Annotated in this window: 16 protein-coding genes; 12 read left to right on the top strand and 4 right to left on the bottom strand. The window is 38.0% G+C overall.

Features of this window, described 5'->3' with window-relative positions; translation table 11 throughout:
• Positions 1 to 143: 143 nt before the first annotated feature.
• The 7 genes from dacB to gldG all read left to right on the top strand — a co-directional run bounded on the left by dacB (position 144) and on the right by gldG (position 8,583).
• Positions 144 to 1,616, top strand: a complete 1,473-nt coding sequence (gene dacB / locus HHL20_RS09595) for a D-alanyl-D-alanine carboxypeptidase/D-alanyl-D-alanine endopeptidase (RefSeq protein WP_169230909.1) — start codon at positions 144 to 146, stop codon at positions 1,614 to 1,616.
• Positions 1,617 to 1,701: 85 nt separating this feature from the next.
• On the top strand, positions 1,702 to 3,630 hold the full coding sequence (locus HHL20_RS09590) for a M1 family metallopeptidase (RefSeq protein WP_169230908.1): 1,929 nt from the start codon (positions 1,702 to 1,704) through the stop codon (positions 3,628 to 3,630).
• A gap of 84 nt (positions 3,631 to 3,714) precedes the next feature.
• Entirely contained in the window at positions 3,715 to 4,911 is a 1,197-nt protein-coding gene (gene kbl / locus HHL20_RS09585; RefSeq protein ID WP_169230907.1) for a glycine C-acetyltransferase, read from the top strand.
• A 67-nt stretch (positions 4,912 to 4,978) separates the two neighbouring features.
• Entirely contained in the window at positions 4,979 to 5,416 is a 438-nt protein-coding gene (locus HHL20_RS09580) for a toxin-antitoxin system YwqK family antitoxin (RefSeq protein WP_169230906.1), read from the top strand.
• 126 nt (positions 5,417 to 5,542) lie between these two features.
• A complete protein-coding gene (locus tag HHL20_RS09575) occupies positions 5,543 to 6,091 on the top strand; it encodes a CopD family protein (RefSeq protein WP_169230905.1) in 549 nt (182 codons plus the stop codon).
• A gap of 88 nt (positions 6,092 to 6,179) precedes the next feature.
• Entirely contained in the window at positions 6,180 to 6,908 is a 729-nt protein-coding gene (locus tag HHL20_RS09570) for an ABC transporter permease subunit (protein WP_169230904.1), read from the top strand.
• A 4-nt stretch (positions 6,909 to 6,912) separates the two neighbouring features.
• Positions 6,913 to 8,583 (top strand): gliding motility-associated ABC transporter substrate-binding protein GldG, encoded by a 1,671-nt coding sequence (gene gldG, locus HHL20_RS09565; RefSeq protein WP_169230903.1) that lies wholly within the window; start codon positions 6,913 to 6,915, stop codon positions 8,581 to 8,583.
• 209 nt (positions 8,584 to 8,792) lie between these two features.
• Here gldG and HHL20_RS09560 read toward each other — a convergent pair whose 3' ends face one another.
• From HHL20_RS09560 to HHL20_RS09545, 4 genes are all read right to left on the bottom strand, one after another.
• On the bottom strand, positions 8,793 to 9,455 hold the full coding sequence (locus HHL20_RS09560) for a hypothetical protein (protein ID WP_051686407.1): 663 nt from the start codon (positions 9,453 to 9,455) through the stop codon (positions 8,793 to 8,795).
• A 222-nt stretch (positions 9,456 to 9,677) separates the two neighbouring features.
• On the bottom strand, positions 9,678 to 9,923 hold the full coding sequence (locus HHL20_RS09555; RefSeq protein ID WP_169230902.1) for a hypothetical protein: 246 nt from the start codon (positions 9,921 to 9,923) through the stop codon (positions 9,678 to 9,680).
• The gene (locus HHL20_RS09550) at positions 9,901 to 10,671 is read right to left on the bottom strand and encodes an HNH endonuclease (RefSeq protein WP_169230901.1); all 771 of its coding nucleotides are present in this window, start codon (positions 10,669 to 10,671) and stop codon (positions 9,901 to 9,903) included. Before HHL20_RS09550 ends, HHL20_RS09555 begins: the two co-directional genes overlap by 23 nt.
• Positions 10,672 to 10,834: 163 nt before the next feature.
• Positions 10,835 to 11,749, bottom strand: coding sequence for a helix-turn-helix domain-containing protein (locus tag HHL20_RS09545; RefSeq protein WP_169230900.1), 915 nt, complete (start codon positions 11,747 to 11,749; stop codon positions 10,835 to 10,837).
• A 394-nt stretch (positions 11,750 to 12,143) separates the two neighbouring features.
• On the opposite strand from HHL20_RS09545, the gene HHL20_RS09540 reads away from it, so the two are divergent.
• The 5 genes from HHL20_RS09540 to HHL20_RS09525 all read left to right on the top strand — a co-directional run bounded on the left by HHL20_RS09540 (position 12,144) and on the right by HHL20_RS09525 (position 14,541).
• Positions 12,144 to 12,734, top strand: a complete 591-nt coding sequence (locus HHL20_RS09540; protein WP_169230899.1) for a Crp/Fnr family transcriptional regulator — start codon at positions 12,144 to 12,146, stop codon at positions 12,732 to 12,734.
• A gap of 75 nt (positions 12,735 to 12,809) precedes the next feature.
• Positions 12,810 to 13,214, top strand: a complete 405-nt coding sequence (locus HHL20_RS09535) for a VOC family protein (protein WP_169230898.1) — start codon at positions 12,810 to 12,812, stop codon at positions 13,212 to 13,214.
• Between the two features lie 24 nt (positions 13,215 to 13,238).
• Positions 13,239 to 13,763, top strand: coding sequence for a DinB family protein (locus HHL20_RS09530; RefSeq protein ID WP_169230897.1), 525 nt, complete (start codon positions 13,239 to 13,241; stop codon positions 13,761 to 13,763).
• Between the two features lies 1 nt (position 13,764).
• Entirely contained in the window at positions 13,765 to 13,917 is a 153-nt protein-coding gene (locus HHL20_RS19545; RefSeq protein WP_228463151.1) for an alpha/beta fold hydrolase, read from the top strand.
• A 9-nt stretch (positions 13,918 to 13,926) separates the two neighbouring features.
• On the top strand, positions 13,927 to 14,541 hold the full coding sequence (locus HHL20_RS09525; protein ID WP_317165991.1) for an alpha/beta fold hydrolase: 615 nt from the start codon (positions 13,927 to 13,929) through the stop codon (positions 14,539 to 14,541).
• Positions 14,542 to 14,778 lie beyond the last annotated feature (237 nt).

The raw sequence follows: 14,778 nt of genomic DNA, 5'->3' as shown, positions 1-14,778 counted from the left end.
TTATAGGGTTTTATTATCACCTTCCGCATCAACTTTTAGCAATATTTTCTACATTTGGTCGTTGATTATATGTTTGGGGTTTAACTTTCAATTTAACCGATTGATTTTTAATTCATCCAACATATAGCAAAATGAAAAAATAGATGGTAAATTTCAGAAAGTATATTTCAGGTGTTGCGGTGCTGGCCGCAGGATTCGTCCTTGCCCAGTCTACCGTTTCTACAGTGCTGTATTCTCCGGGTTACGAAAATCAGAACAACAGTTTAAATCTGCCTTCACCGATCACATCGATAGTAGAAAAAACAGTTCTGTCGGCGAAAGAGCTTGTAGACATTAATGTAAACACAATGATGACCGATCCGGTGCTAAAAAATGCAACCTGGGGATTCGTAGTGTACGATCCGAAAACGAAGAAAGTGATCTCTTCGTATAATGAAAATACTCCCTTAGTTCCTGCCTCCACCACAAAATTACTGACCACCGAAACGGCAATGAGCATGCTGGGTGAGAATTATCGTTGGAATACGCAGCTGGAATATTCAGGAAGTGTTGATGAGAATGGAATTCTTAACGGAAATCTTTATATCGTGGGAAGCGGCGATCCTTCTTTAGGTACGAACAAAGCCGGAGCCTGGGCCTACAGAGATATTATTTCAGATTTTAAAGAAGGACTTTCACGTGAGGGAATCAAAAAGGTAAATGGTGATATTATCATCCAGACAGCGCTTTTCAAAGGCAATATTTCGAAGCTTCCGGAAAATGTTGTTTGGTTGGAGAATAATAATTACTACCTGCCTGCAGGAACCACTCATGAGATCAATCCTGCTAATGAAAAACTGATTGTAAAAAAATCTGCCAACTTCTCAAACGAAAAGAAATTTTTCTACGTTTCTCCTTATAACAACCAGATGGTGTATGCCGATAAATATGAAGGTGACGGTATTTTAACCACAAAATTACCAGACGCTCCGGCTTATCTTGCCAATACATTCAGAACAACTCTGGTGAAGGGTGGAATTCCTGTAACCGGAAAAGTAATCCCGAAAATGACGGATGCCAATCCTGAAAGCAGAAAGCTGGTTTCAACGTATAAATCTCCGACTTTAGGCGATATTATTTTTTATACCAATCAGCACAGTGATAATGGTTTGGCCGAAGCATTGCTGAAAACAGTAGGTTTCCAAAGCTTGGGAGATCAGACTACGGAATCCGGAAGAAAAGTAGTGACGGAACATTTGAAAAGCGAAGGTTTTGACATGATGGGCCTCAATTATATCGACGGAAGCGGACTTTCAAGAAGCAATAATGTAACCCCGATTGCCCAGGCAAAATTCCTTACCTCCTTAATGAATGAAAAATATTATAAAACATATTTGAATTCATTACCGGTGGGCGGACAGTCAGGTACGTTAAAAAGAATGTTCAACGGACTTGGAAACGGACAGATTTTTGCAAAAACAGGAACTTTAAACAGAGTAAAAACACTGGCAGGGTATATGAAAACCAATACCGGCAAGACCTTGGTTTTTTCTTTATTGGTAAACAATTATTCAGGATCGGTAGACATGGTGAAGAAAAGAATGGAAAAAATTCTTGAACCAGCTTTAGATTTATAGATTTATTAAAATTTAATTAAGATAAAAACCTTTTAATCAATGATTGAAAGGTTTTTTTATATCTTTGATACAATTTTTATTATGTATGAGAAAATTCTATTTTTTGTTACTGGCCGTTCTTACGATTCAGCAGTCGTATGCCCAGAAAAACATAGACAATATTGAAAGAAAGGGGCTTATTGCAAAAGAAATGAAGTCTTTTGCCAATAAAATGGCAGTCGGAAATATCAATCCCAATACCTTAAACTATGATCTGCAGTACCAAAGAATGGATGTCACGGTTGATCCTGCCGTTTACAGTATTGCAGGTTCCGTAACCTCGCATTTTAAGCCAACCCAGAATATCAGCAGCATCTATTTTGATCTTGATGATCAGATGACAGTTTCACAGGTATCCTATCATGGCAATAATCTTAATTTCCAGCAGCTTTCCACAAAAGAAGTAAAAATTGATTTTGCTTCCGCGCTGTCTGCGAATGTGCTCGATTCTCTTACCATCAGTTATTCCGGAGCCCCGCCTACCGCCAATAATGCTTTTTTTAACGGAACCCAGGGCGGAACTGCAGTTTTGTCTACGTTAAGTGAGCCTTATGGTGCACAAGACTGGTTTCCTACCAAGCAAAGTTTAAATGATAAAATAGAAAGATTTGATATAAAGGTTACTACGCCTTCACAGTATAGTGTAGCGGGCAACGGTAAGTTTATGTCAGAAACCCTTCTTGGGAACGGCCAAAAGCGTACTTTCTGGAGAACGCAATATCCTACCACGGCTTATCTCATTGCATTTTCGATTACCAATTTTGTTAAAATAAATGACACCATGGGAAATCCTCCTTTCCCTTTTGTGAATTATATTTTCCCGTCTACTTCCACCAATACAACAAGCATGAGCAACATCGACTGGACAAAAACAGTGATGGATACTTTTGAAACCTACTTCGGGCCTTATCCTTTCCGAAACGAAAAGTACGGTCACATGGAATTCCAGGCAGGAGGCGGTATGGAGCATCAGACCATGTCTTCAATGGGAGGATGGTCCAGAGATTTAATAGCCCACGAACTTGCCCACCAATGGTTTGGAGATAAAGTAACCTGTGGCGCCTGGAACGATATCTGGCTCAACGAAGGCTTTGCAACATTCGGAGAACATGTAGCCAATGAAAAATTACTGATGACCAATGCTAATTTTTTAAACTACCTTCTCGGACAGAAAAATTACATTACAAGTGCAACAGGAGGAAGTGTATACGTGGCAGATGCCAACCTTACCAATGTCGGTACCATTTTTAATGGAAGATTGTCTTATTCTAAAGGTGGATATGTTTTAAGAATGATTAAATGGATTCTTGGAGACACTGCTTTTTATCAGGCTATTAAAGAATACCATTCCAGACCTGCTCTTGCCTACAATTACGTAAGAACTCAGGATCTTAACGCGTCATTACTGACTTCCACCGGTAAAGATTTTACAGAATTTTTCAACGACTGGATCTACGGACAGGGGTATCCCACCTATAATATCCGCTGGAAACAGGTAGGAAATACCTTAACTATTAAAGCTTCACAGACACAAAGCAGTCCTACGGTAAGCTTTTTTGAAATGCCTCTTCCGATAAAAGTAAACGGCACAGGTGGTCAGGTTGCGTATTTCGCACCGAATAATACGGTAAACAACCAGTATTTTACGCAATCCGTGGCTTTTCCGGTTGCCAGTGTAGAATTTAACTACGAGTATCAGATTTTAGAAAAAAATTCAACGGTGACTCAGGATAATACATTAGGGACAGCAGAAATGATGAAGAATGAATTTGCCCTTTATCCCAATCCTGTTAAAAATGAAATCAATATCAAAGGCGTTGACAGACCTGCGGAATTTACCATCTATTTCTCAGATGGAAAACTTGTGAAGAAAGGAATATATCAGCCAGGAAAACCAATTAATACATCAGAGTTTGTTCCCGGAACATATATTTTCAGAATTAATGATAAAAGTATGAAGTTTTTAAAGAAATAAAAGACAGATCATAAATACAAAGCCGTTTCATCCTTGTGAGACGGCTTTTTTTATTAAATTAGCGCATCTTAAAAATTATTAGAAATGATCTCTGAAAAGTATCTTGAAAATCTACAGAACGAACTGCAAAATATTGAAAACGACGGGCTTTATAAAAGAGAAAGAATCATCACTTCTCAGCAAAGTGCGGAAATAGAAGCCAATGGAAAAAAACTCCTGAACTTCTGTGCCAACAATTATCTGGGATTATCCAATCATCCGGAAGTGATGAAAGCTTCCCAGGAAATGATAGAATCTCACGGTTATGGAATGTCTTCCGTTCGTTTTATCTGCGGAACTCAGGATATTCACAAACAATTGGAGCAGAAGATTGCAGATTTCTTAGGCCTTGAAGATACGATTCTTTATGCCGCTTGTTTTGATGCTAATGGAGGGGTTTTTGAACCATTATTCACTGAAGAGGATGCGATCATTTCCGATGAGCTGAACCATGCTTCCATCATCGACGGCGTCCGTCTTTGTAAGGCCGCAAGATACCGTTATAAAAACAACAATATGGAAGATCTGGAAGCACAGCTTATTGCCGCTTCCGAAAAAAACCACCGTTTTAAAATCATCGTTACCGATGGTGTTTTCTCAATGGACGGAATTGTTGCAGACCTTAAAGGCGTTTGTGATTTAGCGGATAAGTATGATGCTTTGGTAATGGTTGATGATTCTCACGCTACCGGTTTCATCGGAAAAACAGGCCGTGGAACCCATGAAGCCAACGACGTGATGGGTAGAGTAGACATCATTACTTCCACCTTAGGAAAAGCGTTAGGTGGTGCTTTGGGCGGATTTACCTCAGGTAAAAAAGAGATCATTGATATGCTGAGACAGCGTTCCAGACCGTATTTATTCTCCAACTCACTGGCGCCGGGAATCGTGGGAGCAGTGTTGAAAGTATTGGATATGATCTCCGAAGATACTTCTTTGCGTGATAAAGTAATGGAAAATGCTGAATACTTCCGAGCTGAAATGAAATCAAAAGGTTTTGATATTCCTGATGGGGATGCAGCAATAGTTCCGGTAATGCTTTACGATGCACCTTTAGCCCAGAAAATGGCAGAAAAATTAATGGATGAAGGGATTTATGTGATCGGGTTCTTCTATCCGGTGGTGCCAAAAGGAAAAGCGAGAATCAGGGTTCAGCTTTCTGCAGCACACACAAGAGAACATTTGGATAAAGCGATTACAGCTTTTGAAAAAGTTGGAAAAGAACTTGGGGTGATTTCTTAAAAATAAAACGATTCTACAATTGTAGAATAAAACAGAATTTCTATATTTACGGAAATTCTGTTTTTTTATGCAAAAAATATATATTGCTCTGGTCTGTGCTTTAACATTGGTTTCCTGTAACACAAAAATGAACCAATATATTAATAACGAAAATAATGTAAATAAAAGAGACGGCAGGTGGAAGGAAGAATATTCTGCTGACGAAGGAATATTAACCGCATTCGGAAAATATAAAAAGGGAGAAAAGGTGGGAATCTGGAAAATTTATCTCAACAATAAATTGTACGAAAAAAATAAATTTAAAAAAACAGTCACCAAAACTAAAAAGTATTTTCCTAACGGAGAACTGATGGAGAGGGGGCAGTCAAAAGTAGAAGTATCTCAGAATGAGCGTCATTGGTTTTATTTTGGAGACTGGAAATATTATGATCAGAAGGGAAATCTCCTCTATATTAAAAAGTATGCTGAGGGTAAAAAAATGGATAGTATCTCTTTCGTAAAATAGAAGATCTTAAAATCTTCAAAACTTTTAATAAATAACAGTAAACATAGCAGGAAAATGATAACATTTATTACGTTTTCTATCAAATATTTTTGTCATTAACGTTATATTTGCCATTATTTTTTTACGATGCTTTACACTATAATAAAAGCGCTTCATATTATCTTCATGGTAAGCTATTTTGCAGGGATTTTTTACCTTGTAAGAATCTTTGTCTACTATAAAGATACCGACGAATTTGCCGATGATAAAAAGAAAATCCTGAGAGAACAGTATACTTTTATGGCACGCAGGCTTTGGAATATCATTACCGTTCCGGCAGGTGTCATCATGACCATCTGCGGAATAACGATGATCTTCCTGAATTTAGGATTGATGAAAACACCCTGGTTTCATCTGAAGCTGACATTTCTTATCGGCCTCGCAATTTACCATTACTGGTGCTGGAAAAAAGTATTACAACTGAAAGAACTTAACGGAAACACTTTAGAAACAGCCAATATCAAACTAAGACAGGCAAATGAAATTGCAACGTTCATTTTGTTCCTGGTTGTATTCACGGTAATCTTAAAATCTCAGGTTATTGAATATTGGTGGCAATTAATCACAGGATTTTTCGTTGTGGTATTTTTAATCATGATGACGGTGAAACTCGTTAATAAAAATAAGAAAAAGTAATGATTGGTTAATGGTTGTTAGCTCATGGTTGATCGTAAAAAGCTAACAACTAACAACAATTAACTAACAACATTTGACAATAAAAACTATGATTGCAATTTTAAAAAAAGAACTTTGGAGTTACTTCGGAAACTGGAGCGCGTGGATTATCATTGCGGCTTTCAGTCTGATCACAACCCTGTTTCTGTTTTTTTTCGACAACGATTCCAATATTTTTGAGATTGGGATGGCCTCCTTACAAAGCTATTTTGTATTGGTTCCATGGCTGTTAATGTTCATCATTCCGGCTCTTTCCATGAAAACCTTTGCGGAAGAACAACAAACCGGAACACTGAACTGGCTGTTTTCTCAACCTTTAAAAATTTCAGATCTCGTATTCGGAAAATTCTTTTCCGTTTGGATTGTTGGTATTTTATGCCTGATACCCTCGCTGATCTATTTATACACCGTTTATGTATTGGGTGTTCCGGCAGGAAATATTGATCTTGGGATGACGTTCGGAAGTTATATCGGGTTAATTATTTTAATTGCAGCATTTTCAGGAGTGGGGATTCTGGCTTCTTCTCTTTCCCAAAACCAGATCATGGCTTATCTGTTGGGTGTTTTCATGTGTTTCATCATGTACTTCGGAATCGAGCAGCTGGCAAGTTATAAATTGCTTGGCGGTGCAGATTTTATTTTGCAGAATATCGGTTTCTACCAGCATTTCTTAGGCTTTACAAGAGGGCTTATTGATTTTAAAGATGTGGCTTACTTTGTATTGATCATCGGTATTGCTTTAGTGTTGTCCAATCATTTCATTAATAAAAAAAAGTAGAATTATGAAGAAGATATCATTTAAATCTCCGCTGGGAATTTTACTTTTCGTCATTTTACCGTTGGTAATTATTCTTGCCGTTTCAGGCATCAGACTGGATTTAACCAAAGAAAAAAGATATACGCTTTCCGACAATACCATTAAAGTATTGGAATCGGTCAACAAACCGTTGGTAGTGGATGTTTACCTTGAGGGAGATTTTCCTGCAAGCTTTAAGCAGCTTCAGAGTGAAACGAGATTTATGCTCGAAGAATTCAGGAAGATCAATCCGAAGATCGATTTTAAATTTATTGATCCCATCAAAACCAAAATGTCCCAGGATACTTTGATGGCAATGGGAATGCAGCCTTCCGTACTTCCGGATATCAAAGACGGGAAAGTTTCACAGATCATGCTGTTTCCGTATGCGGTGGTAAAATATGATAAAAAAGGAGTTTCGATTCCTTTGGTGGTACAACAGTCCGGAATTGATGCAGACCAGCAATTGACAAAATCCATAGAAAATTTGGAATACAATCTTGTTTCCAACATTAAAAACATTTCGGCTCATAAAAGAAAAAAGATTGGAATCCTGATCAATCAGGATGAGCTGAGCCCTACTGAATTCCAGGGATTCATGCAGCTGGCAACAGAAAGTTACGATGCAGGGCCTATCATTCCGAAAAACCAGACTGAGCTTAGCCTTGCAGATGTTCCGATGCTGAAGCAGATGAGTGCCTTAGTGATTGCAAAGCCAAGGAAAGCCTTTACCGATGGAGAAAAAGTGATCCTTGACCAATACATCATGAACGGCGGTAAAACGTTATGGATGATTGACGCGGTAAATGCAGAAATGGATACGCTGATGAGGTCTAAAAAAGTAATGCCGTTCCCGGTTGACATCAATATGACCGACTTTTTCTTCAACTACGGAATCAGGATTAACCCCGCTTTGGTAAAAGATGTGAAGAAATTTGCCCTTTTGAGATTAGTGACGGGAGAAGTGAGTGGCAATCCTCAGTACACAAGTCTTCCGTGGCCGTATTATCCATTGGGAATTGCAGAAAACAACAATCCGATTACCAAAAATATCAATCCGGTGAAATTTGAATTCCCGACTTCTATCGATACATTGGGCGGAAGAAAAAATATTAAAACAAATGTTCTTTTTGAATCAAGTGAAAGAACGTTGCTGAAACAGGTTCCGAATTATGTTGACTTAAAAGAAATTTCCAGTGTAGACAGCCTCGGGCAAATGGAAAAACCCAGCACCCCGAAAATTTATGCAGTAGCGCTGGAAGGAAAGTTCAACTCGGCGTATGCTTCAAGGATTGAAAGAAAATCATACCCGAATTTCAAAAATTCAAGTCCTGAAAATAAAATGATCGTCATCGCCGACGGAGATGTAGGTAGAAATAAAGTCCTGAAAGGAGAGGCGCTTCCTCTGGGTGTAGATCTGCTGACCAACGAACAGTTTGGAAATGAGCAGTTCCTGAGAAATGCCCTCGACTATCTTCTGGATGACAGCAATCTGATGGAACTCAGAAACCGAAATATCGAAGAAAGGCTTCTGGACCGACAGAGAATCACCGAAGAGAAAAACAACTGGCAATGGTTTAACTTGCTGCTGCCGTTAGCAATCATCGGGATTTTAGGAGGATTGTTCTTCTGGCTGAGAAAGAAAAAGTTTGGATAAATGATATAGAAAAGAGAGGCTTTGGCTTCTCTTTTTTGTGTTGATTGTTCTTTTAAAGAAGATTTATTAACAGATTATAATTTTTTTTCTCTGTGTCAATGCGACTGTTTTCGCAGCGAAGCGAAGAAAAATGTATCGAGACTTTATATAAACCAAAATGACCGGATTTCTCCGGCCACTCAAAATATTCTAATCTACAATCTCTGAAATTAATTCAGTTTAATAACTCCCGAAGCAGGAGCGCCACCGCCTGATGGAGGAGGTCCACCTGCAGAAGCACTGTCAGCCAACATACGGTATTGTGCCGTTCCTTTTTCAGTTTTGATCGTTCCGGAAACGGTATATAAATAAAGATCCCCGGAAACGGAATACGGATTCGCTGAATTATTGATATAAAAATTAATTTCTACCGTTGACATTTTCTTTGCCAGTTCGAGGAAAGCATCCATCAATGTGGTGATCTGAGCCTCTGTAAGCCCTTTTGAAAGCATGCTCTCTTTGGTTTTCTCGTAGGAAGCAGAAGCGCCTCCGCCACCGAAAAACCAGGTCCACACCGAAAGGTTGGCGCTGGCTGCGGTTTTTTCAAATTCTTTTACCTGGGTCTGAGCGCTTGCATCCAGCATGCCCATCGCAAGATTGTTAAGTTTCTGTACGTCTTCGCTGGACATGGCAGAAATCTGAAGCTTGGCTTTGATTCTCCCTTCAGCGTGGGCCGGAACCGTGTAAGAAAGCCCGGTAAGCTGGCCCTGTCCGGATACTTCAATCGAGTACGCTTCTGTAGCACTGCCCGATGATCTAGCGGCGTCAAAGATTACGCGTTCAAAAGGATCGTTGATCCCGACTCCTGTTTTGGTGATTTCAATTGTTTCCATTTTTTTGTTTTTTGGTTAGTGTTAGTTTTTACCCTTGTTGGGTAGTTGATTTTGGTTAACCAAAGTAACGAAGAAAAAAACAGGAAGGATAGCGTAGAAATTACCAAATGTTGGGTTGGGGGTAAATACTTAGTAGTGTGATGGTTGTCGGGATTTTTGATAGTTTTCTTTGAAACAAGTTTGATAAATTATCTTAAAAAAAAATAGTTTGAATTTATCTATTTAAAATTCAGATAATTTTAAATAGAGTTTTTTTTCTGTATACTCTTCAATAGTTAGCATATAATCAATAGTGTCCCAATCAGTATTTTCATGAAATTCTTCAAATTCTTCAGCCCACCAGATAAAGTCCATCATATCTTGTCTTGAATTTCCAGAGTAGTAACTTTTTTGACCTGCATAATATGCAATGTCTGCGACTGTTTCTAAAAGTTTATAGTTCATATTATGATTTGAATCTTTCTTCATTATGATATTTTAAAAATTCCCTATCTGGTAAAAATCTTGAAGGAAGAATAATTTTTTGATTCTCAAATTTACCAAAAAAATCAAATGAATGTTGATTTGTCTCTTTAAGAAGTATTGGAGATATTTTAATATGATAATCTGGTGTAATTGTTATATATCCTATTTCAAAAGCTTTATCATGTAATGAATTTATTGCAATTCCATTTCTGGGATTTAGCCTGTTTCTTTCATCTATTCCCCAAGGTCGAATGTGACCGGCAACTAGAAGTTCTGAATGTTTAATTCCCGTTATGCAGCAAGTGTTGTTATAAGCCGCCAATATTGAAGATCTAAAAAAAGATTGATTAACTCGAGTCTTTACTAATTGTTCTTTTACTTTTCCCTCTCGTGGTAATTCATTTTCAGGAATATCATTTAACCGTTCAACTGTTGTGTGTTTAAGAGTAGCTAATAATCTTTCACTTTCATACGGCAGAATATCCCAGTGATTATAAAATTCATTCCATATTTCCTTATCAAGTTTACTAATATTAACGGCTCCCTTTATATCTCTTTCTTTTAAGCTTGGATCAAGGCTAGCAAAATTAACTAATTTATATGCAACTGAGTTTGGAGTCCTATTTAGAAGTATAGAAAGGTCTATAATCTCAGGATTTAAGCGGTGTAAGCGACCAAATGGTAATTTACAATATAGATTAATTGCTAGAATAAGCTCATCTCTTGTCCATAAACGTTGTCCCGGTTTCATTAGTTTTGTAGTTAAAATTTTATGAACATAATTACCTTTAGTTCAGATTATACACAATAATTAATAAGTTTTTTCATGTACTTTGTACAAAAATAGATAAATAAATATAAAGTTTAATTGACACTTTAGCATAACTAAATCAAATTTCAAATCAATAAAACCCTCAATTAAACGCCCTCCTAAACTCCCCCGGCGACTGATTCACCTTCTGCTTAAACAGTTTGCTGAAAGACTGCGGATGCTCAAATCCCAGCTCATAAGCAATTTCGCTCACGGATAAATTGGTCGTGCTCAGACGTTCTTTGGCGTGATCGATCAGCCTATTCTGAATGTGCTGCTGCGTGTTTTGCTGCGTATGAATCCGCAACAGGCTGCTCAGGTAGTTCGCGGAAATATTCAGTTGTTCAGCGATGGATTTTACCGAAGGAATCCCTTTTTCCAGAAGGTTTCCGCTGCTGAAATATTGCGAAAGCGTTTCTTCAAACTTTTCCAGCAGTTCGTGGCTGGATTTTTTACGGGTAAAAAACTGCCGTTCATAGAAACGTTCGGCGTAGATAAGGAATAGTTCGAGCTGGGCAACAATCAGTTCCTGGGTGAATTTATCGGTATTGTTCTGGTATTCCTTTTCAATATTCCGGAAAAGATCAACAATCACCTTCTCCTCCTTATCCGACAAAAACAATGCTTCATTGATCTGGTAGCTGAAAAACTCGTACGACTTGATTTTTTTGATCAGCGAAGTCCCCCAAAGAAAATCGGGGTGAATGAGCAGCAGATAGCCCGTCGGTTCCGCTACGATATCGGGTTTCATTTCCAGGCTCAGGAACTGAAGCGGCGAAACAAAGCACAGAACGCCGGAATCAAAATCGTATTCCTGCTGCCCGTAATTGAATTTTGCATTCACATTACGTTTCAGTCCCACCGAGTAGAAATTCTGGATCCATTTCAGCTCCGTATCATTCACCGGATACTGTACTTTGCTGTAATCAATAAGGCTGATCAGCGGATGTTCCGGATTCGGAAGATTACAAAATGAATGAAAATCTGAAATCGAATTAAATCTGAAAGTCTGTTTCATACCGCTAAATTATTAATTATTTTGAATCATTGAGCTTCAGTTATTTACCTTATTTGAAAAAATAATGAATTTTTTTAACAATAATATTTAAATCGATTTATTTTCAACCGACAACCGACAACTATCAACCATCAAATATTATCTGACAATATGTGCCTATAGCGAGTAGTATTAGCGCTGTCATCCTGAGCCTGTCGAAGGATCTTCAATTACTTAACAAAATAAACTTTGTTTATACCTCATCAAAAAAATAATTAAAATAGCGTCGATCTAAAAAACTTAACTACTTAATGTTAAAAATCTTATTCAAATACTCATCTTTCAAAATCTAAAAATTTCTCTTCATCAGTTCCCATAAAAATTCTATTTTAGAAGCACAAAAAACAGTTACCTGATGATAAGCAAGGCCCTCAAAATATGCTACGATTTCCCATTTTTCTTACCTGAAGAACTTCAGGAAATATTTAGTGCCCATGAGAAAATAACCTTCCATAAAGGAGATTTTATCCTTGAAGAAGGCAAAACAGCCAATGAATATTATATTCTGGAAAAAGGCCTTGCCCGATCATTTGTAACGGACTTCAACGGCAACGACGTCACTACTAATTTCTTTGTTGAAAACGAAATTATTATTGAGGTTTCCTCCCTTTTTCAGAGAATTCCCACCCAGGAAAATATTGTCTGCATTACCGACTGCGAATGCTGGAAATTTGATTTTGAAACCTTTCAGGAGCTTTTTCATAAAATTCCGAATCTGAGGGAATGGGGAAGGGCGTGGATGTCCCAGCAGCTTTTCATCTGTAAGCAGCGTTCCGTGGAAATGTTTACCCTGTCAGCAACCAAACGTTACCTTAATCTTCTGGAACAAAAACCTTACGTCATACAATTCGCGCCGCTTAAACAGATTGCTTCTTATCTCGGCGTTACAGATACTTCTTTAAGCCGTATCCGTAAAGAATTGGTTTCACATCCCGCGAAAACATAAATCTTGCCTTATGGCAAGTTGATTTTCACAGCAAGTTGATAATTTTGGTTATAGGTAAACCAATACAATTACACTATGAAAATCAATCAGATCTATGTCAATCTTCCCGTAAAAGATATTCAGGAAACAAAAAAATTCTGGACTAATCTTGGATTCTCCGTCAACGAACAGATTTCCGATGAAAGAGCAGTCTGTATCATGATGAATGATACCATCTCTATCATGTTCCTGACCGAAGAATTTTTCGAAACTTTCTCCGAAAGACCCGTTCCGAAAGGCGATACGACCCAGGTATTGGTCGCGATCGGCTTAGACAGCCGCGAAGAAGTAGACCAGGTGGTGAATGCAGCCGTAGCCAACGGCGCAACACAGCATGAAGAGCCACAGGATCATGGCTGGATGTATCAAAATTCTTTCTGGGACATCAATGGTCATGGCTGGAACGTTATTTTTGCAGATCCTTCCCAGATTCCATCCTAATTACAAATCCTCAAAAAGAAAATTATGGACACGCCAACAGCAAAAAAATTAGACATTATTATTCCCGCATTTCGGGGTCACAGCCAGAATTTCCTGATGGTGCTTGACGGAATTTCCGGGCAGGATGCCCTGAAAAGAATAGAAGGCAAAACCAATCACATCATCTGGATGGCCGGAAACTTTTTAGACATGAGATATGCTTTAGGATCGGTGCTCGGGATTCAGGAGGAATTTGAATTTAAAGAACTTTTCTTTCAGGGAAAGAGCCTGGACGAAAGTTTTACATATCCATCTTTGGAACAGCTAAAAGACGCCTTCCATAAAATTTCACCTCTGGTATATCAGAAGCTGCTCGAAGTATCGGATGAAGAATTAGACAAAGCCTTTCCCATGGGAATGAATATCGACTTTTTCCCGGAAACGGTTCTGAATTTCATCGGAATGTGCATCGGCCGGGAAGATTATCTGTGCGGACAAATCGGATTGATGCGGAGAATTCTCGGTTATGAAGGCTTAAAATATGAATTCGATAAAAATTTAAAATATTAAAATGAATCCGGTTGAAAAAGGCTATCAGGAAGTTAACGGAATTAAGATGTATTACGAAATCTACGGTTCCGGAAAACCTTTGGTTTTGATTCATGGCGGCGGCGGTTCCATTCTGTTCGATTACAAAGAAGTTATTACAAGACTGGAACATTAATTTCAGCTCATTGGGATTGATCTTCAGAATCACGGAAGATCCGGTCATCGTGATATTCCGGAAACTTTTGAACAGGATGCACATGATATTGCTGCACTTCTGAAAAGTATTAACATTGAAAAAGCTTCATTTTGGGGATTCAGCAATGGCGGAAATACGGTGATGCAGGTCGCTTATCTGTATCCTGACATGGTGGAAAAACTGGTCATTGCATCCGCATTCTATAAAAAAAGCGGAATGATGGATGGTTTCTTTGAAAGCATGAACAATGCTACTCTCGATTCAATGCCTGAGCCGCTTAAAATCAATTTTTTAAACCTGAATCCGGACTTTTCTGCCCTTGAAAATATGTTCGATAAAGACAGTAAAAGAATGCAGGCTTTCGAAGACTGGGACGAAAATATTTTAAAAAATATATCATCTCCAACCTTATTTATTTCAGGCGATAAAGATGTTATGAAACCAGAACATACGGTGGAAATGTGGCGGCTGGTAAAAAACTCGCAGCTCATGATTCTTCCCGCAACCCATGGTTCTTATATGATGGCTGATTTCAATGGCAAAACCGATGAAAAACTTATCGATTTTACCGTAAGCGAAGCAGAAAAGTTTTTAAATAATTAAAATTTTTCAAAATCAATATGTCATGTAAATCTAACTCTAACTCTCTTTGCTGAGTAGAACGCCCTTGCGAACTTAAAAAAGTTTAGTAGTAAAAAAATCTTTGCGGTCTTTGCGTTAAAAACAAGCAATTATTTTCTTTACTTCTGAAACAATTAACCTTTACTAAGATTAAATTTTTTTAAAATAATTGTCATTAAATCGTAACCTTTTGCTGAGTAGAACGCCCTTGCTGACTTA

It is taken from the genome of Chryseobacterium cheonjiense, from assembly GCF_012927265.1.
GTDB lineage: Bacteria > Bacteroidota > Bacteroidia > Flavobacteriales > Weeksellaceae > Chryseobacterium > Chryseobacterium cheonjiense.
This window is presented reverse-complemented; position numbering and strand designations above follow the sequence as displayed.

Coding starts and splice junctions, on each gene's coding strand:
- HHL20_RS19545 (WP_228463151.1), top strand. CDS start 13,765: ATGAATCCGGTTGAAAAAGGCTATCAGGAAGTTAACGGAATTAAGATG.
- HHL20_RS09555 (WP_169230902.1), bottom strand. CDS start 9,923: ATGAAGAAAGATTCAAATCATAATATGAACTATAAACTTTTAGAAACA.
- kbl (WP_169230907.1), top strand. CDS start 3,715: ATGATCTCTGAAAAGTATCTTGAAAATCTACAGAACGAACTGCAAAAT.
- HHL20_RS09545 (WP_169230900.1), bottom strand. CDS start 11,749: ATGAAACAGACTTTCAGATTTAATTCGATTTCAGATTTTCATTCATTT.
- dacB (WP_169230909.1), top strand. CDS start 144: ATGGTAAATTTCAGAAAGTATATTTCAGGTGTTGCGGTGCTGGCCGCA.
- HHL20_RS09560 (WP_051686407.1), bottom strand. CDS start 9,455: ATGGAAACAATTGAAATCACCAAAACAGGAGTCGGGATCAACGATCCT.
- HHL20_RS09540 (WP_169230899.1), top strand. CDS start 12,144: ATGATAAGCAAGGCCCTCAAAATATGCTACGATTTCCCATTTTTCTTA.
- HHL20_RS09530 (WP_169230897.1), top strand. CDS start 13,239: ATGGACACGCCAACAGCAAAAAAATTAGACATTATTATTCCCGCATTT.
- gldG (WP_169230903.1), top strand. CDS start 6,913: ATGAAGAAGATATCATTTAAATCTCCGCTGGGAATTTTACTTTTCGTC.
- HHL20_RS09570 (WP_169230904.1), top strand. CDS start 6,180: ATGATTGCAATTTTAAAAAAAGAACTTTGGAGTTACTTCGGAAACTGG.
- HHL20_RS09575 (WP_169230905.1), top strand. CDS start 5,543: ATGCTTTACACTATAATAAAAGCGCTTCATATTATCTTCATGGTAAGC.
- HHL20_RS09590 (WP_169230908.1), top strand. CDS start 1,702: ATGAGAAAATTCTATTTTTTGTTACTGGCCGTTCTTACGATTCAGCAG.
- HHL20_RS09550 (WP_169230901.1), bottom strand. CDS start 10,671: ATGAAACCGGGACAACGTTTATGGACAAGAGATGAGCTTATTCTAGCA.
- HHL20_RS09535 (WP_169230898.1), top strand. CDS start 12,810: ATGAAAATCAATCAGATCTATGTCAATCTTCCCGTAAAAGATATTCAG.
- HHL20_RS09580 (WP_169230906.1), top strand. CDS start 4,979: ATGCAAAAAATATATATTGCTCTGGTCTGTGCTTTAACATTGGTTTCC.